This window comes from Enterobacter sp. MGH 16 (assembly GCF_000493175.1).
Classification (GTDB): Bacteria; Pseudomonadota; Gammaproteobacteria; order Enterobacterales; family Enterobacteriaceae; genus Enterobacter; species Enterobacter roggenkampii.
The window spans coordinates 2,431,734-2,452,808 of the sequence record NZ_KI535695.1; the positions used below are offsets into that span (position 1 = coordinate 2,431,734).

17 protein-coding genes are annotated in these 21,075 nt (G+C 55.1%); 4 read left to right on the top strand and 13 right to left on the bottom strand.

The window, feature by feature from the left end; translation table 11 throughout:
* Positions 1–3: 3 nt before the first annotated feature.
* The 9 genes from nuoI to lrhA all read right to left on the bottom strand — a co-directional run bounded on the left by nuoI (position 4) and on the right by lrhA (position 10,741).
* The gene (gene nuoI, locus L362_RS11420; RefSeq protein WP_003861491.1) at positions 4–546 is read right to left on the bottom strand and encodes an NADH-quinone oxidoreductase subunit NuoI; all 543 of its coding nucleotides are present in this window, start codon (positions 544–546) and stop codon (positions 4–6) included.
* Between the two features lie 13 nt (positions 547–559).
* Positions 560–1,537, bottom strand: a complete 978-nt coding sequence (nuoH, locus tag L362_RS11415; protein ID WP_008500211.1) for an NADH-quinone oxidoreductase subunit NuoH — start codon at positions 1,535–1,537, stop codon at positions 560–562.
* Entirely contained in the window at positions 1,534–4,257 is a 2,724-nt protein-coding gene (gene nuoG / locus L362_RS11410; RefSeq protein WP_023344586.1) for an NADH-quinone oxidoreductase subunit NuoG, read from the bottom strand. Before nuoG ends, nuoH begins: the two co-directional genes overlap by 4 nt.
* A 55-nt stretch (positions 4,258–4,312) precedes the next feature.
* A complete protein-coding gene (nuoF, locus tag L362_RS11405; protein WP_008500209.1) occupies positions 4,313–5,650 on the bottom strand; it encodes an NADH-quinone oxidoreductase subunit NuoF in 1,338 nt (445 codons plus the stop codon).
* Positions 5,647–6,147 carry an NADH-quinone oxidoreductase subunit NuoE gene (nuoE, locus tag L362_RS11400; protein ID WP_023344587.1) on the bottom strand — a complete coding sequence of 167 codons (501 nt, stop codon included), beginning with the start codon at positions 6,145–6,147 and terminating at the stop codon, positions 5,647–5,649. Before nuoE ends, nuoF begins: the two co-directional genes overlap by 4 nt.
* A 2-nt stretch (positions 6,148–6,149) precedes the next feature.
* On the bottom strand, positions 6,150–7,952 hold the full coding sequence (nuoC, locus tag L362_RS11395) for an NADH-quinone oxidoreductase subunit C/D (protein WP_008500207.1): 1,803 nt from the start codon (positions 7,950–7,952) through the stop codon (positions 6,150–6,152).
* Positions 7,953–8,041: 89 nt separating this feature from the next.
* Positions 8,042–8,716, bottom strand: coding sequence for an NADH-quinone oxidoreductase subunit NuoB (gene nuoB, locus L362_RS11390; protein WP_003861482.1), 675 nt, complete (start codon positions 8,714–8,716; stop codon positions 8,042–8,044).
* Positions 8,717–8,731: 15 nt separating this feature from the next.
* The gene (gene nuoA, locus L362_RS11385; RefSeq protein ID WP_006176516.1) at positions 8,732–9,172 is read right to left on the bottom strand and encodes an NADH-quinone oxidoreductase subunit NuoA; all 441 of its coding nucleotides are present in this window, start codon (positions 9,170–9,172) and stop codon (positions 8,732–8,734) included.
* Between the two features lie 630 nt (positions 9,173–9,802).
* A complete protein-coding gene (gene lrhA, locus L362_RS11380) occupies positions 9,803–10,741 on the bottom strand; it encodes a transcriptional regulator LrhA (protein ID WP_021241557.1) in 939 nt (312 codons plus the stop codon).
* Positions 10,742–11,679: 938 nt separating this feature from the next.
* On the opposite strand from lrhA, the gene alaA reads away from it, so the two are divergent.
* Complete coding sequence (gene alaA / locus L362_RS11375) at positions 11,680–12,894, top strand: alanine transaminase AlaA (RefSeq protein WP_008500204.1); 1,215 nt, start codon at positions 11,680–11,682, stop codon at positions 12,892–12,894.
* A 118-nt stretch (positions 12,895–13,012) separates the two neighbouring features.
* Positions 13,013–13,612 carry a 5'-deoxynucleotidase gene (yfbR, locus tag L362_RS11370; RefSeq protein ID WP_023344588.1) on the top strand — a complete coding sequence of 200 codons (600 nt, stop codon included), beginning with the start codon at positions 13,013–13,015 and terminating at the stop codon, positions 13,610–13,612.
* Positions 13,613–13,692: 80 nt separating this feature from the next.
* On the opposite strand, the gene L362_RS11365 is transcribed toward yfbR, so the two are convergent.
* The 4 genes from L362_RS11365 to yfbV form a co-directional block, all read right to left on the bottom strand.
* Complete coding sequence (locus tag L362_RS11365) at positions 13,693–15,525, bottom strand: SLC13 family permease (RefSeq protein WP_023344589.1); 1,833 nt, start codon at positions 15,523–15,525, stop codon at positions 13,693–13,695.
* 75 nt (positions 15,526–15,600) lie between these two features.
* Positions 15,601–16,260 (bottom strand): sugar phosphatase, encoded by a 660-nt coding sequence (locus L362_RS11360; protein ID WP_021241560.1) that lies wholly within the window; start codon positions 16,258–16,260, stop codon positions 15,601–15,603.
* A gap of 11 nt (positions 16,261–16,271) precedes the next feature.
* Complete coding sequence (locus L362_RS11355) at positions 16,272–16,766, bottom strand: YfbU family protein (protein ID WP_008502874.1); 495 nt, start codon at positions 16,764–16,766, stop codon at positions 16,272–16,274.
* Between the two features lie 91 nt (positions 16,767–16,857).
* Entirely contained in the window at positions 16,858–17,313 is a 456-nt protein-coding gene (yfbV, locus tag L362_RS11350) for a terminus macrodomain insulation protein YfbV (protein ID WP_008502875.1), read from the bottom strand.
* Between the two features lie 337 nt (positions 17,314–17,650).
* On the opposite strand from yfbV, the gene ackA reads away from it, so the two are divergent.
* A complete protein-coding gene (gene ackA, locus L362_RS11345) occupies positions 17,651–18,853 on the top strand; it encodes an acetate kinase (RefSeq protein ID WP_008502876.1) in 1,203 nt (400 codons plus the stop codon).
* Positions 18,854–18,929: 76 nt separating this feature from the next.
* Positions 18,930–21,071 carry a phosphate acetyltransferase gene (pta, locus tag L362_RS11340; protein ID WP_023294122.1) on the top strand — a complete coding sequence of 714 codons (2,142 nt, stop codon included), beginning with the start codon at positions 18,930–18,932 and terminating at the stop codon, positions 21,069–21,071.
* Positions 21,072–21,075: the final 4 nt, after the last annotated feature.

Here is a 21,075-nt window from a genome sequence, read left to right on the forward strand (position 1 = left end):
TCCTTACGGTAACAGGCTCTTGACGTCGATAGGCTTGGCTTCGTTCTCTGCTTCGCCCTTATCTTTGCCGTCGATTGCCATACCCGCCATCCGGTAGAAGTTATATTCCGGGTATTTGCCCGGACCGGAAATCAGCAGATCCTCTTTCTCGTACACCAGGTCCTGACGCTTGTACTCACCCAGCTCGAAGTCTGGAGTCAGCTGAATCGCCGTGGTTGGGCACGCTTCTTCACACAGACCGCAGAAAATGCAGCGTGAGAAGTTGATGCGGAAGAACTCAGGGTACCAGCGGCCGTCTACCGTCTCGGCTTTCTGCAGAGAGATACAGCCAACCGGGCACGCTACCGCACACAGGTTACAGGCAACGCAGCGCTCGGAACCGTCCGGGTCGCGCGTCAGCACGATACGGCCACGGTAGCGCGGCGGCAGATATACCGGCTCTTCCGGGTACATCCGGGTTTCGCGTTTGGCAAACGCGTGCAGGCCGATCATCCAGATACTGCGTACCTGGGTACCGAAGCCTACCAGTAATTCTTTTAAGGTCATGGTCTATTGCCCCTTATGGCTGCTGCCAGAGAATGACAGCGGCCGTTACCAACAAGTTGACGAGCGTCAGCGGCAGGCACACTTTCCAGCCGAAGGACATTACCTGGTCATAACGCGGACGCGGTAACGCTGCGCGAATCAAAATGAACATCATCATGAAGAACGCGGTTTTCAGCGCGAACCAGATGAACGGCGGTAAGAACGGGCCATGCCAGCCACCGAAGAACAGCGTTACCATCAACGCGGAAATGGTGACGATACCGATGTACTCGCCCACGAAGAACAGACCGAACTTCATACCGGAATATTCGATGTGGTAACCGTCGGCCAGTTCCTGTTCGGCTTCTGGCTGGTCAAACGGGTGACGGTGACACACCGCCACGCCCGCGATAGCAAAGGTAATAAACCCAAAGAACTGCGGAATCACGTTCCAGATGTCGGCCTGGTTGTTGACGATGTCGGTCATGTTAAATGAACCGGCCTGCGCCACCACGCCCATCAGGGAGAGACCCAGGAACACTTCGTAGCTCAGCGTCTGCGCAGACGCACGCATCGCACCCAGCAGCGAGTATTTGTTGTTACTGGACCAGCCTGCGAACAGGACCGCGTAAACCGCGAGGCCTGCCATCATCAGGAAGAACAGAATGCCGATGTTCAGGTCAGCGACCACCCAGGTCGGGCTGACCGGAACGATAGCAAACGCCAGCAGCAGCGAGGTGAAGGCGATCATCGGTGCCAGAGTAAAGATCACGCGATCCGAGAAGCGCGGGATCCAGTCCTCTTTAAAGAACATCTTGATCATGTCCGCCACCAGCTGGAGTGAACCACCCCAGCCCACGCGGTTCGGTCCGTAACGGTTCTGGAACAGACCGAGCAGACGACGTTCACCAAAGCTCATGAACGCGCCGCAGGTGACCACCACCAGCAGGATAACAATCGCTTTCAGAATGCTCAGCAGGATGTCGATAAGATCCGGCGTTAACCAACTCATGCTTTTGCCTCCTGCAGATTATCAAGACGCGCACCCGCCAGAACCGGCGCGATGCCAGGCATACCCATCGGCAGACCGACCTGCCCTGCTGTCAGGCTTTCAGAAATAATCAGCGGCAGGCTGATGGTCTGGCCGTCATAGCTAAAGGCAATGTTCGCGCCCGCGTTAACGCCAAGCTTCGCAGCGTCCGCCGGGTTGAGCTTGATGTACGGCTGTGGCATGCGGGTCTGGAAGACCGGTGAACGCTGGGACAGCTCGTCGCTACCGAACAGGTGGTAGTACGGGGCAATACGCCAGCTACCGTCCTGCGCCTGGAAGCTCGTCGGAACGGTGGTGAAGAAGTCCAGACCGGTTTCGGAGGCTTCAATCAGACGCACGCCCGGATCGCCGTGGCGCAGGGAGCCGCCCACTTCAGCCTGGAACTTGTTCCATGCCTGCGGGGAGTTCCAGCCCGGTGCCCATGCGAACGGGATTTGCGAACGCGGCGCAGACGGCTGGTTGTTCCCTTCCATGGAGAAGGCGAACATGGTGTCTTTATCCTGCGGCTGGCGCGGTTCGTGCACGCTGATGTTGGCGCGCATTGCGGTACGGCCGCTGTAACGGTGCGGTTCACGCGCCAGTTTCTGGCCGCGAATGCGGAAGCTCGCTTCAGGCGCGGCATCTTTAATGCCTGCCAGCTGAGGCAGCTTTTCCACCACCGCGTCGATAACGTGGTCGAGCTGCGTCCAGTCCACTTCACGGCTCTGCACGGTGCTGTGCAGGGAGTGTAGCCAGCGCCAGCTCTCCAGCATCACGGTGTTGCTGTCGTAGTACGACGGGTCATAAACCTGGAAGAAACGCTGCGCGCGGCCTTCGTTGTTGATAACGGTGCCGTCGCTTTCTGCGAAGCTTGCCGCAGAGAGCACCAGGTGCGCTTTGTCCATAATCGCGGTGCGCTGATGGTCAATCACCATCACCAGCGGGGCTTTGGAGAGCGCGGCGTCTACGCGAGCGGCAGACGCATGACGATGCAGGTCGTTTTCCAGCACCACCACGGCGTCAGCGGCACCGGATTCCAGTTCGCTTAACGCAGCTTCCAGCGAGCCGCCGCCAATCATGCCCAGACCGATGCTGTTCACCGCACGGGCGATCATGGTCACGCCAACGTCAGCACCGCGGCCTTTCAGAGCTTTAGCCACGTTGGCTGCTGCCTGAATGATCGCTGCGCTACCGGCGTTGGTACCGGAAATAATCAGCGGTTTCTTCGCACCGGCCAGGGCCTGAACAATCACGTCAACCTTGTTTTGCAGGTCGCGATCCAGCTCAACGGCCGGTGAGTTGTTGTCCAGCGCGTGGGCAATGGCAAAGCCAAGACGCGCCTGATCTTCAACCGGTGCGCAGTAGGTCCACGCCGCAATATCGTCCAGACGGGTATTGTCGACGTTGGTCACAAACAGAGGATGCTTCGCGCGCTGGCCGATGTTCAGGATTGCCGCAATCTGCCAGTCAGCCACTTTCTGCGCCGCTGCCATTTCACGTGCTTTCCCCTTCACCGCCTGACGAACCGCCAGAGCCGCGCGGGCGCCGGTCTGCGTCAGATCTTCGCCCAGCACCAGAACCGCATCATACGATTCGATTTCGCGCAGCGCAGGGGTATGAATACCGCCTTCGCGCAGCACTTTCAGTACCAGCTGCAGACGTTCCTGCTCGCCCTGAGCGATACCGGTGTAGAAGTTTTCCGCCCCCACCAGCTCGCGCAGCGCGAAGTTGCTTTCGATGCTGGCGCGCGGGGAGCCGATACCAATCACTTTCTTCGACTGGCGCAGAATATCTGCCGCGCCCTGCATCGCCTGTTCAGCGTTCAGGGTAATGAAGTCGTCGCCACGGCGCTGAACCGGCTGACGCGGACGGTCTTTCAGGTTCACATAGCCATAGCCGAAACGACCGCGGTCGCACAGGAAGTAGTGGTTAACGGTACCGTTGTAGCGGTTTTCGATACGACGCAGTTCGCCGTAGCGCTCACCCGGGCTGGTGTTACAGCCGAGAGAACATTGCTGGCAGATGCTTGGCGCAAACTGCATGTCCCATTTACGGTTGTAACGCTCGGAGTGGGTTTTATCCGTGAAGACGCCGGTCGGGCAGATTTCTACCAGGTTACCGGAGAATTCGCTTTCCAGTACGCCGTCTTCCGGACGACCGAAGTAGACGTTGTCATGTGCGCCATACACGCCCAGATCCTGACCGTCTGCATAGTCTTTGTAGTAACGCACGCAGCGGTAGCAGGCAATGCAGCGGTTCATTTCGTGAGAGATGAACGGCCCCAGATCCTGATTACGGTGGGTACGCTTGGTAAAGCGATAGCGACGGAAGCTGTGACCGGTCATCACGGTCATATCCTGAAGGTGGCAGTTACCGCCCTCTTCACAGACCGGACAGTCGTGCGGGTGGTTGGTCATCAACCATTCCACAACGCTTTCACGGAACTGTTTCGCTTCTTCGTCATCAATCGAAATAAAGGTGCCTTCGGTGGCTGGCGTCATACAGGACATCACCAGGCGACCACGCGTGTCTTCCGCGTTTTGATATTGCTTCACCGCACACTGGCGGCAAGCACCGACGCTGCCCAGCGCCGGATGCCAGCAAAAGTACGGAATATCAAGGCCAAGAGACAGACAAGCTTCCAGCAGGTTGTCCGCCCCGTTGACTTCGTATTCTTTGCCGTCTACATGAATCGTAGCCATTAGCATGCTTCCAGTTGGCTCGGTCGAAACCGAGCGTTAATCAAAATTCTTGTCGTTACCAGCGCGCTTTAAGCAGGTTCGGCTGAATCCCATTAATCGCATGGGTATTGCTGAACGGCTGCTTGATGCCTGCTTCGAACTCGTCGCGGAAATATTTGATCGCGCTCTGCAGAGGTTCGACGGCACCCGGTGCGTGGGCACAGAAGGTTTTACCCGGGCCTAAGAATCGACACAGTTGCTCAAGCGTTTCGATATCGCCAGGCTGGCCTTCGCCACGTTCGATTGCACGCAGGATCTTCACGCTCCACGGCAGACCATCACGGCACGGTGTACACCAGCCGCAGGACTCACGGGCGAAGAACTCTTCCAGGTTACGCACCAGCGAGACCATGCCGATCTCGTGGTCGACGGCCATCGCCAGCGCCGTACCCAGACGGCTGCCTGCTTTACCAATGCTTTCGAATTCCATCGGCAGGTCAAGGTGGGCTTCGGTCAGAAAGTCTGTCCCTGCCCCACCCGGCTGCCAGGCTTTGAATTTCAGGCCATCGCGCATGCCGCCCGCGTAGTCTTCAAGAATTTCACGTGCGGTAGTACCGAACGGCAGTTCCCAGACGCCAGGATTTTTCACGCGACCGGAGAAGCCCATCAGCTTGGTACCGGCATCTTTGCTTGAGGAGATGCCCTGATACCACTCCACGCCGTTTGCGAGGATAGCCGGAACGTTGCACAGGGTTTCGACGTTGTTGACGCAGGTCGGTTTACCCCACACGCCGGAGCTTGCCGGGAACGGCGGCTTGGAACGCGGGTTCGCACGGCGGCCTTCCAGGGAGTTAATCAGCGCGGTCTCTTCACCGCAGATATAACGCCCGGCACCGGTGTGCACGAACAGTTCGAAGTCAAACCCGGTGCCGAGAATGTTTTTACCCAGCAGTCCCGCTTCGGTGGCTTCTGCAATCGCGCGACGCAGGTTTTCTGCCGCTTCGATGTACTCACCGCGCAGGAAGATGTAGCCACGGTACGCTTTCAGCGCGAACGCGGAGATCAGCATGCCTTCCACCAGCAGGTGCGGCAGCTGCTCCATCAGCAGGCGGTCTTTATAGGTACCCGGCTCCATTTCATCGGCGTTACACAGCAGGTAACGGATGTTCATGGATTCGTCTTTCGGCATCAGGCTCCACTTCAGACCGGTGGAGAAGCCCGCGCCGCCGCGGCCTTTCAGGCCCGACTCTTTTACCGCGTTAACGATGTCGTCCGGCGCCATGCCGCCAAGGGCTTTACGCGCACCGGCATAGCCGTTTTTGCTCTGATATTCGTCGAGCCATACCGGCTGTTTGTCATCACGCAGACGCCAGGTCAGTGGATGCGTCTCAGCAGTACGAATTACAGTTTTCATTTGTACTGCTCCAGCAGGTCAGGAATCGCTTCCGGCGTCAGATGGCTGTGAGTGTCCTCATCAATCATCATGGCCGGCCCCTTGTCGCAGTTACCCAGGCAGCAGGTTGGCAGCAGAGTAAAGCGCCCATCGAACGTGGTCTGGCCCGGCTTGATATTGAGCTTCTTCTCAATCGCAGCCTGAATGCCCTGATAACCGGTGATGTGGCAGACCACGCTGTCACAGTAGCGGATCACATGGCGGCCTACCGGCTGACGGAAGATCTGGCTGTAGAACGTGGCTACGCCTTCTACGTCACTTGCCGGAATACCCAGCACTTTCGCGATCGCATAGATCGCCCCGTCCGGCACCCAACCACGCTGTTTCTGTACGATTTTCAGCGCTTCAATGGACGCCGCACGCGGGTCTTCGTAGTGGTGCATCTCGTGCTCAATGGCGGCACGTTCTGCTTCACTCAGCTCAAAAGCCTCGGTTTGTGGTTGTTGATTCTCGTGCATAATTAGCGGTCCACATCTGACATAACAAAATCGATACTACCCAGATACACAATCAGGTCGGAGACCAGACTGCCGCGGATGGCGGACGGGATCTGCTGCAGGTGCGCAAAGCTCGGCGTACGCACGCGAGTACGGTAGCTCATGGTGCTGCCGTCACTGGTCAGGTAGTAACTGTTAATACCCTTGGTCGCTTCAATCATCTGGAAGGATTCTTGCGCCGGCATGACCGGACCCCAGGAAACCTGCAGGAAGTGGGTGATCAGGGTTTCGATATGTTGCAGCGTGCGCTCTTTCGGTGGCGGCGTGGTCAGCGGGTGATCCGCCTTGAACGGGCCTTCCGGCATGTTGTTGAGGCACTGCTCAAGGATGCGCAGACTCTGGCGCAGCTCTTCCACTTTCAGCATCACGCGGGTGTAGCAGTCGGAAACGCCGCCGCCCACCGGGACTTCAAAGTCGAAGTTCTCGTAGCCAGAGTAAGGACGGGCTTTACGCACGTCGAAATCAATACCGGTCGCGCGCAGGCCAGCACCTGTTGTCCCCCACTCCAGCGCTTCTTTCGCGCCGTAGGCAGCAACGCCCTGGGAACGGCCTTTCAGAATGGTGTTACGCAGCGCGGCTTTCTCGTAAGAGGCCAGTCGTTTCGGCATCCAGTCGAGGAATTCACGCAGCAGACGGTCCCAGCCGCGCGGCAGATCGTGTGCCACACCGCCGATACGGAACCAGGCCGGGTGCATACGGAAACCGGTAATGGCTTCTACCAGATCGTAGATTTTCTGACGATCGGTAAAGGCGAAGAAGACCGGGGTCATTGCGCCGACGTCCTGAATGAACGTGGAGATGTACAGCAGGTGGCTGTTGATACGGAACAGTTCTGACAGCATGACGCGAATCACGTTTACGCGATCCGGCACGGTAATGCCTGCCAGTTTTTCAACGGCCAGCACGTATGGCATTTCGTTGACGCAGCCGCCGAGGTACTCGATACGGTCAGTATACGGAATGTAGCTGTGCCAGGACTGACGCTCGCCCATCTTCTCAGCACCACGGTGGTGGTAGCCGATGTCTGGCACGCAGTCGACAATCTCTTCGCCGTCGAGCTGAAGAATAATACGGAAAGCACCGTGCGCAGACGGGTGGTTCGGACCGAGGTTGAGGAACATGAAGTCCTCGTTGTCGGTACCGCGCTTCATGCCCCAGTCTTCCGGTTTGAAGGTCAGCGCCTCCATCTCCAGATCCTGCTTGGCTTTGGTCAGCTCAAACGGATCGAATTCGGTAGCACGTGCCGGGTAGTCTTTACGCAGCGGGTGGCCGGTCCAGGTCTGCGGCATCATGATGCGCGTCAGGTGTGGATGGCCGTCGAAGGTCATCCCGAACATTTCCCATGTCTCACGCTCGTACCAGTTGGCGTTCGGGAAAAGTTTGGTGATCGTCGGCAGATGCATGTCGTTTTCAGACAATGCCACCTTGAGCATGATATCCGTATTACGGTCTATTGAGATCAGGTGGTAGAAAACGGAAAAATCCGCAGCAGGGAGACCCTGGCGGTGCGTTCTGAGACGTTCATCCATGCCGTGTAAGTCAAACAGCATGACGTATGGTTTTGGCAATTTCTTGAGGAAATCGACAACTTCCAGCAATTGTTCACGCTTCACCCAAACAACGGGTACCCCGGTGCGGGTAGCCTGAACAGTAAAGGCATCCGGCCCAAAACGGTTGCGCAGTTCGCCAATGACTGGGTCATCCAGATGATCCCGGGTCTGCCAGGCGGCTTCTTGCGCGGTTAAGTCGGTCATATTGTTCACCATTGCAAATGGTCCGTGGTGACTGTTGAGCCTGGCTTCGCGCTATTTGAGTAGTGATATGCGAAGGTGTTCTCCAGGCCTACAGGCGCAAATTAAATTTCGTCAGGCGTACGCAGATTGGTGACGGCAATACGTTCACCACGTTTACGCTCGCGCTCAGACTGCATGTTCGCGCGATACACACCCTGATCGCCAACGACCCACGACAGTGGGCGACGTTCTTTACCGATGGACTCCTGCAGCAGCATCAGCGCCTGCATGTAGGCTTCCGGACGAGGCGGACAACCCGGGATGTACACATCCACTGGGATAAATTTATCTACGCCCTGTACGACAGAATAGATGTCGTACATACCGCCAGAGTTAGCACATGCGCCCATGGAGATAACCCATTTTGGCTCCAGCATCTGGTCATAAAGACGCTGAATAACAGGTGCCATCTTGGTAAAGCAGGTACCGGCCACCACCATCAGGTCAGCCTGACGTGGGGAAGCACGCAGTACCTCTGCCCCAAAACGCGCAACGTCATGCACCGCAGTGAATGACGTCACCATTTCAACGTAGCAGCAAGAAAGGCCAAAGTTGTAAGGCCAGATGGAGTTCTTACGACCCCAGTTGACCATATCGTGCATGGCATGTTCGAGTTTGCCCATGTACACGCTTTTATTGACTTCTTGCTCCAGGGGGTCGGTTACGATCTCCTGTTTTTGCAGGGGGTAACGGTCATTCTCACCGTTAGGATCTATGCGGGTGAGCGTATAATCCATCTTATTGCCTCGCTGTTACTGCTGACGATTAGAGATACTGTTTTCCGGGTTGATGTGTTCACGACGTGAACGCGCAGGCGTCCAGTCAAGCGCGCCAATACGCACCAGATAAACCAGACCGGCCAGTAGCACTAAAATGAAAATTGCGGCCTCGACAAAGCCCACCCAACCACTTTCGCGAATGGAGGTAGACCACGCGAAGAGGTAAAGCGCTTCCACGTCGAAGATGACGAAGAACATGGCTACCAGGTAAAACTTGGCAGACAGGCGTAAGCGAGCGGTACCTACTGAATCAATACCTGATTCGAAAGGTGTGTTTTTGTGCCTTGCACGGGCGCGACCGCCCAGGAACCAGCCGCCGACTAACATCAGGCAGCACAGGCCAATGGCTACAATAAGAAAGATTGCGAATGCCCAGTGATGAGCGATGACTTCTGTGGATGTTGACATACTCATTGCTTACTCATCAAAAGTGATACCAACGACACTGCTCTTGCTGGCAGATGGGCATCACATCGATTCATGGGGAGGAACAAATAACCTTACACTAACTGTCAGAAATGAGACGTAGACAGCAAAATGATGGGGTTTTTTACTCCTTTCTATAACCTATTGTCAACTTTAACAAAGGTTTCTTCACATTAAATTACATCGAGCGATTCTCATTAACATTTGGTGCCCTTTAACCCTGGTGGGTACATGACTTTCCGTCAAATGTATGTTGTTGAATCGTGTCCGTTTCGGAAGTAAAAAAAATAACCCTCCTATTTTGACAGGATTTGCCAACGATTCCTCCCCCCAAATAGGAGTATTTTCTTGATCTGCGACACGCTTTTGTTAATTCAACCTGGAAAACGGCAACATATTTCCTGTTTTTTTAACATAGGGGGGATATGGATGAAGTTAGAACGGAAAACGGATGAGTTTTAATCAAAAGCATTTAGCTTATTGATAAATAGAGGATATCCCGGAAATCCACACGGCATACACGGGTATTATTGCTAAAAAAAAGCCACTGCATGTGAAAATCACACGAGTGGCTTTTTTTTACACTTACATTTTGTTACCAGAATTTTGAGCTGGCGATCACTCAAAATCCCCTTCAACGATCAGGGAATCATCCCCCCCTTCGGAGGTAACGCGCTCGAACTGCCACGGGTTATGGTAGTTTTCCATCGCCTCGAACACCACCTTTGCCAGCTCGTTATGGCTGGACGAATTATGGCAGAGCAGATATTCCGTATCCGGCAGCGCAGGCAGGCCATCGGATTTTCCCAGAACGCGCAGATCGGGGCTCATCATTTCTACCGGACGGGCGGTAACACCCAGACCGGCTTTCACGGCGGCACGCACCGCTGGCAGCGTGGACGCCACATACGCCAGACGCCACGGAATATTGGCCTCATTCAGCGCCGTCAGCACCATATCGCGGAACGGGCTCGGGTCATCCAGTAACACCAGCGGCACCGGCTCGCCTTTTTGCAGCACGTATTCGGCCGCGCAATACCAGTGCGTAGGTGATGTTCGCAGCGTCAGGCAATCAAACTGCCCGGGACGATGCGTGGTGACCACCAGGTCGACTTTATTCTCATTTAACATCTCAACCATAAAAGCATTACGCTTTACGCTAACGTCCAGCGCAAGCTTCGGATAAACCGAACTGATGCGATTGAGAAGAAACGGCAATATAGTATCCGCCGACTCATCAGATGCACCTAATGTTAGCACGCCCTGAAGGTTGCTAAACATTAATGACATACATGCTTCATCATTAAAGCGAAGAATTTTCCTGGCATAACCCAGAAGCTGAATACCGTGTTCCGTTAAGAGCTTATTACGCCCGTGACGGGCAAATAGCTCTTTACCAACCAGTTGCTCCAGCCGCTGCATTTGCTGGCTGACGGCGGACTGAGTTCGGCAAACGGCGGCAGCAGCTGCTGCAAAAGTGTTGAGATCGGCGACCGCAACAAACGTTCTCAGCAGATCGAGGTCGAGATTCATTATCGGACGATTTGCATTTATCATATCTATTCACTTTCAGGTTGCTCGTGCGGAGCTGCCCGGGTTGAAGCTGTGTGTGTACAGTTAAGCAATTCCCTCTGAAGATTTTCCCTCGCATCCCGGCCCGGCAGACTGCCTGACAGATAGTTATTGTGCTGCTTTATATCAACAGTCAGAAAGCACGTTTCATGACGTTATTTTTATTCTCTTAAACGTTCAGGATATTTAGATGTTCGCAGGTTTATGTAAATTACATTAAAGGTATAACACCTTTTCTGCCATCTGTATCGCAGCGCTGTCAACGTAGCAGGAGATGTGCGACACATTCCAGCCAGAGATAACTCTAACAATAACAATCAATTAATTCAGAAAACCAGTGTCAGATATACAAAAAACGTGCATCTGTCCTCTGCTTTCCTTGAAGACATCTTAACCCAAATCCACTTTATTTATAAGTCTTATTGCAATATTAAGGATTAAAGAAGAATGTTAAGCTTCTAAACTAATTTTATTAAAATTAACTAAAGTTGCATTTTATAGGTTAATAATAAATAAATTTTAATTTAGATTAAGACTATTCATTAATGGCACTTAACATTAATTTCACATGAGTAACTTTTATCCACAGTATGCTATTACAGAAACAGGTATCAAGCATTCAGGTTTTACGAAAAGTCACTCAGGGTGATTGCCACCTCTGTCCAGCTTACCACTTATTTTTAACAGCACATTATACAGTATTTTGGCAAATGGATAGCACATTTAACCTAACCTCTCGCTAAGCGCGCAACTTTAAGACAGTGAAAAAGCGTACGCGCAGCGAAAAAGATTCATCAATAATTTTCTCCGGGCACAAAATCTTCTCCTGCACACCCTTCAAAACGAAGCGAGGGGGGAGTACATTATTCCGTGCTGACTTCCACGGCAGGGAGCGGCAATAATAGCGAAAAGGTTAAAGGTTCATGTCCCCTATCGAAAAATCCAGCAAGCTAGATAACGTCTGTTATGACATCCGCGGCCCGGTTCTGAAAGAGGCAAAACGCCTTGAAGAAGAAGGCAACAAGGTTCTGAAACTCAACATTGGTAACCCTGCGCCGTTTGGTTTTGAAGCGCCGGATGAAATTCTGGTTGATGTGATCCGCAACCTTCCGACTGCACAAGGCTATTGCGATTCAAAAGGACTTTACTCCGCACGTAAAGCCATTATGCAGCACTACCAGGCACGCGGTATGCGTGATGTTACCGTTGAAGATATCTATATCGGCAACGGCGTCTCCGAACTGATTGTGCAGGCAATGCAGGCCCTGCTGAACAGCGGGGACGAAATGCTGGTACCCGCGCCGGACTATCCGCTGTGGACGGCTGCCGTATCACTGTCCAGCGGTAAAGCAGTGCATTATCTGTGCGACGAATCCTCCGACTGGTTCCCGGACCTGGATGATATACGCGCAAAAATTACGCCCCGCACGCGCGGTATCGTCATTATTAACCCCAACAACCCGACGGGCGCGGTCTACTCAAAAGAGCTGCTGATGGAGATCGTCGAGCTGGCCCGCCAGCACAACCTGATCATCTTTGCAGACGAAATTTACGACAAGATCCTCTACGACGCGGCGCAGCACCATTCCATCGCCGCGCTGGCCCCGGACCTGCTGACCGTCACCTTTAACGGCCTGTCCAAAACCTACCGCGTGGCCGGTTTCCGCCAGGGCTGGATGGTGTTAAACGGTCCTAAAAAACACGCCAAAGGCTATATTGAAGGGCTGGAGATGCTGGCCTCCATGCGTTTATGCGCCAACGTGCCGGCGCAGCACGCGATCCAGACCGCGCTCGGCGGCTATCAGAGCATCAGCGAGTTTATCGTGCCCGGCGGTCGCCTGTACGAACAGCGTAACCGCGCGTGGGAACTGATTAACGATATTCCGGGCGTCTCCTGCGTGAAGCCGAACGGGGCGCTCTATATGTTCCCGAAAATTGACGCAAAGCGCTTCAATATCCACGACGACCAGAAAATGGTGCTCGATTTCCTGCTGCAGGAAAAAGTGCTGCTGGTTCAGGGCACGGCGTTTAACTGGCCGTGGCCGGATCACGTGCGTATCGTGACGCTGCCGCGCGAAGATGACCTGGAAATGGCCATCAGCCGTTTCGGCCGCTTCCTCTCAGGATACCATCAGTAACGTTGCCTTTCTGCCGGGTGGCGCTGCGCTTACCCGGCCTACAAAATCCGCAAATTTGCATCTTGCCTCCCCTCCCCGCACAATGAACGCCTGTCGCAGTGAAGACAAAAGGTAACCTATGAGTCAGAGTCATTTCTTTGCCCACCTCTCCCGCCTGAAACTCATCAACCGCTGGCCGCTGATGCGCAATGTCCGCACGGAAAATGTGTCAGAGCACAGTCTGCAGGTTGCGATGGTCGCTCACGCGCTTGCCGCGATTAAAAATCGCAAATTCAACGGTCAGGTTAATGCGGAACGCATTGCCCTGCTGGCGATGTACCACGATGCGTCAGAAGTGCTCACCGGCGACCTGCCTACGCCGGTGAAATATTTCAATTCGCAGATTGCGCAGGAATATAAGGCCATTGAGAAAATTGCCCAGCAGAAGCTGATTGAGATGGTGCCCGAAGAACTGCGTGATATCTTCGAGCCGCTTATCAACGAGCATCAATACACGGAAGAGGAGAAGTCGCTGGTTAAACAGGCCGACGCGCTGTGTGCCTATCTGAAGTGTCTCGAAGAGTTGTCCGCAGGGAATAACGAATTCTTGCTGGCGAAAACGCGCCTGGAAAAAACGCTGGAATCCCGCCGCAGCGAAGAGATGGATTACTTTATGCAGGTGTTTGTACCGAGCTTCCATTTATCGCTGGATGAGATCAGCCAGGATTCTCCCCTCTGATTTACGCCCAGCGGCGCTGCGCTTGCAGGGCCTGCTGGCTTGTTGGCCGGGTAAGGCGCAGCCGCCACCCGGCAAAATGCTCAGAACGGAAACAGGACCGGTATCAATACCACGCACACCACCATCACCAGCACGGTGAACGGCACGCCCAGCTTCACGAAATCGCTGAATCGATAGTTCCCCGGTCCCAGCACCAGCGTGTTTACCGGTGAAGAGACCGGCGTCATAAACGCCGCGGAAGCGGCCATCGCCACCATCATCGCAAACGGATACGGCGATACGCCCATGGACTTCGCCATCGCCAGGGCGATAGGTGCCATCAGTACCGCCGTTGCGGTGTTCGAGATAAACAGGCCGATGGTGGCGCACATGATAAACAGGCAGACCATCATCATGTATGGCCCATACCCGCCGCCCACGTCCATTAAGCCTTTAACGATCAGATCTACCCCGCCGGTTTTTTGCAGCGCCAGGGCAAAAGGCATCATCCCGACAATGAGAATGATGCTCGGCCAGTGAATGGCCTTATAGGCGCTTTCGGCGTCAATGCAGCGGAATTTACCCATCAACAGGCAGGCGATGATTGCGGCGACCGGATTGGGGATCTCATCGGTCAGCATCAGCGCCACCATCAATACCAGGCAAAAAATCGCATGGGGCGCCTGGCTGTGCGCGGGCGACGCGTCGCTCTCCTCAACGGGCATGTTGAGCACCACAAAATCACGCCCTTTTTGCCCGAGCTGGCTAATCAGCTTCCAGTTACCGACGACGAGAAAAATATCGCCCAGCAGGATCGGCTCATCCACCACCGCCCCTTCCATCGCCACGCCATCGCGCTTCAGCCCCACGACGTTCAGGCCATAGCGGGTGCGGAACCCCATCTCCCGCACGGTTTTACCCAGCAGTTCCGACTCCGGGATCAGCGACACCTCGGCCATGCCGACATCCAGCGCCTGATCGGAGAAATACTCCCCGCGCAGCACCATCGGCTCCAGCAGCTGTTCGCTGCAGAACTCGCGCAGGTCCACATCCGCGGTGGACATATCAATCAGCAGGACGTCACGCGCGCGGAATTCCGACACCCCGTTGACGTTGACGATCACCCGGCGAAACCGTCGCCAGCGCTCTACGCCGATCACATTCGCGCCATAGCGCTCACGCAGCTTCAGGTCATCCAGCCGCTGCCCCACCATCGGCGAGCCGGGCCGGATCGCCAGACGGCGCGCGCGCCCGGTAAGGCGGTACTCTTTAATCAGATCGCGGAAGGTGCGTCGCTTCCATCCTTCTTTATTTTTGTCCTGTTTTTCACCTTTCAGGGCAAAACGGGTCAGCAGCATGTAGACCACGCCCATGACCAGAATGACCAGCCCAAGCGGGGTGACGCTGAAAAAGCTAAAGCCCTCAAATCCTTCCCGGATCAGTTCGCTGTTGACCACCAGGTTCGGCGGCGTGGCCACCAGGGTCATCATGCCGCTGATAAGCCCGGCAAAGCTCAGGGGCATCATCAGGCGCGACGGCGAGCTCTGCATCCGCATGGAGACGCTCAGCACCACCGGGATAAAGATAGCGACCACGCCCGTGGAGCTCATAAACGCCCCCAGCCCGGCGACGGTCACCATCAGGTAGATTAGCATCTTGGTTTCGCTGCTGCCCGCCACCTTCACCAGCCACGACCCCATGATGGTCGCTACGCCGGTGCGCACCAGCCCATCACCGATAATAAACAGGGCGGCAATCAGGATAACGTTGGGATCGCTAAATCCGGAGAAGGCTTCCGGCAGCGTCAGCGTTCCGCTGAGCACAAACGCGACGATGACAAACAGGGCGACGGCGTCCATGCGTACCTTGCCCGTGGCAAAAAGAATGATGGCGATTAAAAGCAGGCTCAGGACCCAAATCAGTTCACCGTTCACAACCTATCCTTGTCAGTGGAAGATGAGGAATTTTGCCATAAAAAAGCCCCAGCAATGTGGGGCCATATCATGGGATTACATTTTTAGCGAGACGGTTACAACTCCGTCAGAGGCTTTTGAAACAGACAGTGCCGTCAGTGAATCCAGCACCAGGTCTGCCTCGTCCAGGCGGGGAGATTCCGCCGGAACGTTAACGGCGATGACGTGGCTTCCTGCGTTCAGCCCGGCCAGTACGCCAGCCGCCGCATCTTCGACCACCACGCACTCTGCAGGGTCCAGGCCCAGCAGTTCAGCGCCCAGTAAAAATGCGTCAGGCTCCGGTTTACCCCGCTTCACGCGCTCCGCCGTGATAAACACGTCCGGCGTTGGCAACCCTGCAGCCTTGTGCCGGGCGTGGGCCACCGGCACGGAACCGGAGGTGACAATAGCCCACGGGATCTGCGCCTCGTTCAGATGCTCAAGCAGTTCGCGCGCGCCCGGTAACGCGGTGATGCCGTCCGTATCGGTGGCTTCAATGTGTTCCAGGTACTTGAACTCCGCCTGAATGTCCTCCTCAGAGCGTCCGGCCAGGAAGTGCCGTAGCGAGGTAATGGCCTGTTTGCCATGGATAAAATTCAGCACGTCCTGATGGTCGATGCCATGTCTGTCAGCCCAATGGCACCAGGAACGTTCCACAACCGGCAGCGAGTCCACCAGCGTACCGTCCAGATCAAACAGAAAACCTCTACACTGCACACGCACCTCCGTCAGGCATTAATGATTTGTTGAATTTCGTTGCTGCTTAAATGGTACTGACGCGGGCAGGCGTGCCACGCGCTCAGCATACGCTGATATTTATCCCACATCGGGGTCTGCGCGTTGAAGCCGTGGGTGCCCGCGTCAAAGTGGGTATAACGCCCTTCTGTATTCACCATAAAGCGAACATAGCTCAGATAACGCGCTTCCGTTGCGGCATCAAAGCCTAAGAAGGTCACGCGGCGCTCGTCAATGGACTGCTGATCTTTGAGATTCGTCCAGGACACATGCAGGGCGTGATACATCTCCATAATGTCGATCACGATGCGACAGGTTTCTTCTTTCAGCTCGCCAAACTCGCGGTCCAGTTCGCGCATTTGTAGACCAAAGCCGCGTTCGACGATGGTTTGCAGGCGGCTGTAGCGCGCAGCGTTATCGGGATCAAGCATAGTCATCATCTTGTACTGGTTAGACAAAATCAGACGTTGGGCATGGGTCATTTCCATCTTTCGACTCCTGTAGCGCATTGCACTTAAAAAAAAGACACGGTAACTGATTGTTACTGTGCCCTCTTTTCTTGGTCGTTTCGATGATCAATCACAAGTCATCGAGGAATGTTTTATCCAGTTGCTTAAATGCACGCTTTAACGTGTCCGCCAGCGCCTGGTAATCCGGCTTGCCTTCCACCGGGGCGAGCGCCTGCCCGGCCTCTTCCAGTTTACCGCGCACTTCATAAAACCAGTGTAAAATAGAAGGGGGAAGTGGCGTGATGGACCGTTTACCTAACCACCACAGGCCCTGCATTGGCAGGCTTAATGCGAAGAGCGCCGTGGCAACGGCAGGACCAAGCTGTCCACCCAACGCAATCTGCCAGCACAGCGTAAAGATAGCGACAGGCGGCATAAAGCGAATCGCATAGCGCGTAGCGCGGATGGTGCGATTCTCAATAAACATCGGCGCAAGGCGCTTTTCCATCGGCCACGTCTTTGCGTAATGCTGTCCCCGACGAAACAGGCTAAAGAAATTAACGGACGGGTTCTCTGGTGTCGACATGGCTGTACCTCAACTTCACATATAAAAATTAAAATTTTCGTGCAAAACCACAACAAGCTATGACAACGTTCAAAATATTTTGTCATCACTACCCCGTATCGGGTATCCTGTGCCAGCCTGATAGGGCCTTAGACGAGAATCATTAGCTCGTCAAATTATTGCATATTATGCCTTTGGCTGAAAATTGTGCAAAATGGCATAAAATCATAGTTATTTCTTCCATCATGCCACAATGTTCGTTTGGCATGATGTTAATCATAAATGTCCGGGTCATCATGCGTTACGCTGTTAGACTCACTGACGTTTTTTTAGCCACGTATCAATAATAGGTACTTCCATGTCGAGTAAGTTAGTACTGGTTCTGAACTGCGGTAGCTCCTCACTGAAATTCGCCATCATCGATGCGCTCAACGGTGACGAATACCTCTCTGGTTTGGCCGAATGTTTCCATCTGCCTGAAGCACGTATCAAGTGGAAGATGGACGGCAGCAAACAAGAAGCGGCTTTAGGTGCAGGCGCCGCTCACAGTGAAGCGCTGAACTTTATCGTTAACACTATTCTGGCACAAAAACCAGAACTGTCTGCTCAGCTGACTGCGATTGGTCACCGTATCGTCCACGGCGGCGAAAAATACACCAGCTCCGTGGTGATCGACGACTCTGTGATCCAGGGCATCAAAGACTCTGCCTCTTTCGCACCGCTGCACAACCCGGCTCACCTGATCGGTATCGCTGAAGCGCTGAAATCCTTCCCGAATCTGAAAGACAAAAACGTGGCCGTATTCGACACCGCGTTCCATCAGACCATGCCGGAAGAGTCTTACCTCTATGCCCTGCCATACAGCCTGTACAAAGAGCACGGCGTACGTCGTTACGGCGCGCACGGCACCAGCCACTTCTATGTGACTCAGGAAGCGGCAAAAGTGCTGAACAAGCCGGTTGAAGAACTGAACATCATCACCTGCCACCTGGGCAACGGTGGTTCTGTTTCTGCTATCCGCAACGGTAAATGTGTTGATACGTCCATGGGTCTGACCCCGCTGGAAGGTCTGGTGATGGGTACCCGTTCCGGTGACATCGACCCGGCGATCATCTTCCACCTGCACGACACCCTGGGCATGAGCGTTGACCAGATCAACAAAATGCTGACCAAAGAGTCTGGCCTGCTGGGTCTGACCGAAGTCACCAGCGACTGCCGTTACGTTGAAGACAACTACGCAGAGAAAGAAGACGCTAAACGTGCAATGGACGTTTACTGCCACCGTCTGGCGAAATACATCGGCTCTTACACTGCGCTGATGGAAGGCCGTCTGGACGCGGTTATCTTCACCGGTGGTATCGGTGAGAACGCGGCAATGGTTCGTGAACTGTCCCTGGGCAAACTGGGCGTTCTGGGCTTCGACGTTGATCACGAGCGTAACCTGGCTGCCCGCTTCGGCAAGTCTGGCTTCATCAACAAAGAAGGCACCCGCCCTGCTCTCGTTATCCCAACTAACGAAGAACTGGTCATCGCGCAAGACGCGCACCGCCTGACTGCCTGATTCCACACCGCCAGCAATGCTGGCGGTGCTGTTTTGTAACCCGCCCGATTTGGGCGGTAACGAAAGAGGATAAACCGTGTCCCGTACTATTATGCTGATCCCTACCGGAACCAGCGTCGGCCTGACCAGCGTCAGCCTTGGCGTTATCCGTGCTATGGAACGCAAAGGCGTTCGTCTGAGCGTCTTTAAGCCAATCGCCCAGCCACGTGCCGGTGGCGATGCACCAGACCAGACCACCACCATCGTTCGCAAGAACTCCAATCTGCCGGCGGCTGAACCGCTGAAGATGAGCCATGTTGAGTCTCTGCTCTCCAGCAACCAGAAAGACGTGCTGATGGAAGAGATCATCGCCAACTACCATGCTAACGCGCAAGACGCAGAAGTGGTGCTGGTTGAAGGTCTGGTTCCAACCCGCAAACACCAGTTTGCCCAGTCTCTGAACTTCGAAATCGCGAAAACCCTGAACGCAGAGATCGTTTTCGTGATGTCTCAGGGCACTGATACCCCGGAACAGCTGAACGAGCGTATCGAACTGACGCGCAGCAGCTTCGGCGGCGCGAAAAATACCAACATCACCGGCGTGATCGTCAACAAACTGAACGCGCCAGTGGATGAGCAGGGCCGTACTCGCCCTGACCTGTCCGAGATCTTCGACGACTCGTCCAAAGCGAAAGTCATCAAAGTTGACCCGGCTAAGCTGCAGGAGTCGAGCCCGCTTCCGGTTCTGGGCGCGGTGCCATGGAGCTTCGATCTGATTGCCACCCGTGCAATCGACATGGCGCGTCACCTGAACGCGACCGTGATTAACGAAGGCGACATTAACACCCGTCGCGTGAAGTCCGTGACCTTCTGTGCGCGTAGCATTCCGCACATGCTGGAACACTTCCGCGCAGGTTCCCTGCTGGTGACCTCCGCAGACCGTCCTGACGTGCTGGTTGCAGCCTGCCTGGCCGCAATGAACGGCGTGGAAATCGGTGCGATCCTGCTGACCGGTGCCTACGAGATGGACCCACGCGTCAGCAAGCTGTGCGAACGCGCGTTCGCTACCGGCCTGCCGGTCTTCATGGTGAACACCAACACCTGGCAGACCTCCCTGAGCCTGCAGAGCTTCAACCTGGAAGTGCCGGTTGATGACCACGAGCGTATCGAGAAAGTTCAGGAATACGTTGCGGGCTACATCAACGCAGACTGGATCGAATCCCTGACCGCGACCTCCGAGCGCAGCCGCCGTCTGTCTCCGCCAGCCTTCCGCTACCAGCTGACCGAGCTGGCGCGTAAAGCGGGCAAACGCGTTGTTCTGCCAGAAGGCGACGAACCACGTACCGTTAAAGCGGCGGCTATCTGTGCAGAGCGCGGCATCGCGACCTGTGTGCTGCTGGGTAACCCGGATGAGATCAACCGCGTAGCGGCCTCTCAGGGCGTTGAGCTGGGCGCTGGCATCGAAATCGTTGACCCGGAAGTGGTTCGCGAAAGCTACGTTGCCCGTCTGGTTGAGCTGCGTAAGAACAAGGGCATGACCGAAGCCGTTGCGCGTGAGCAGCTGGAAGACAACGTGGTGCTGGGCACGCTGATGCTGGAGCAGGACGAAGTTGACGGCCTGGTTTCCGGTGCGGTTCACACCACGGCGAACACCATCCGTCCACCGCTGCAGCTGATCAAAACCGCGCCAGGCAGCTCTCTGGTGTCTTCCGTGTTCTTCATGCTGCTGCCTGAACAGGTTTACGTTTACGGCGACTGCGCGATCAACCCGGATCCAACCGCAGAGCAGCTGGCTGAGATCGCTATCCAGTCCGCAGACTCCGCGACCGCTTTCGGTATCGAGCCACGCGTGGCGATGCTCTCCTACTCCACCGGCACATCTGGTGCAGGTAGCGACGTAGAGAAAGTGCGTGAAGCGACCCGTATTGCGCAGGAAAAACGCCCTGATCTGATGATCGACGGCCCGCTGCAGTACGATGCCGCAGTCATGGCTGACGTTGCAAAATCCAAAGCGCCGAACTCGCCGGTTGCAGGTCGCGCTACCGTGTTCATCTTCCCGGATCTGAACACCGGTAACACCACCTACAAAGCGGTACAGCGTTCTGCCGACCTGATCTCCATCGGGCCAATGCTGCAGGGCATGCGCAAACCTGTGAACGACCTGTCTCGTGGCGCACTGGTAGACGATATCGTTTACACCATCGCGCTGACAGCGATCCAGTCTTCGCAGCAGCAGTAATGTA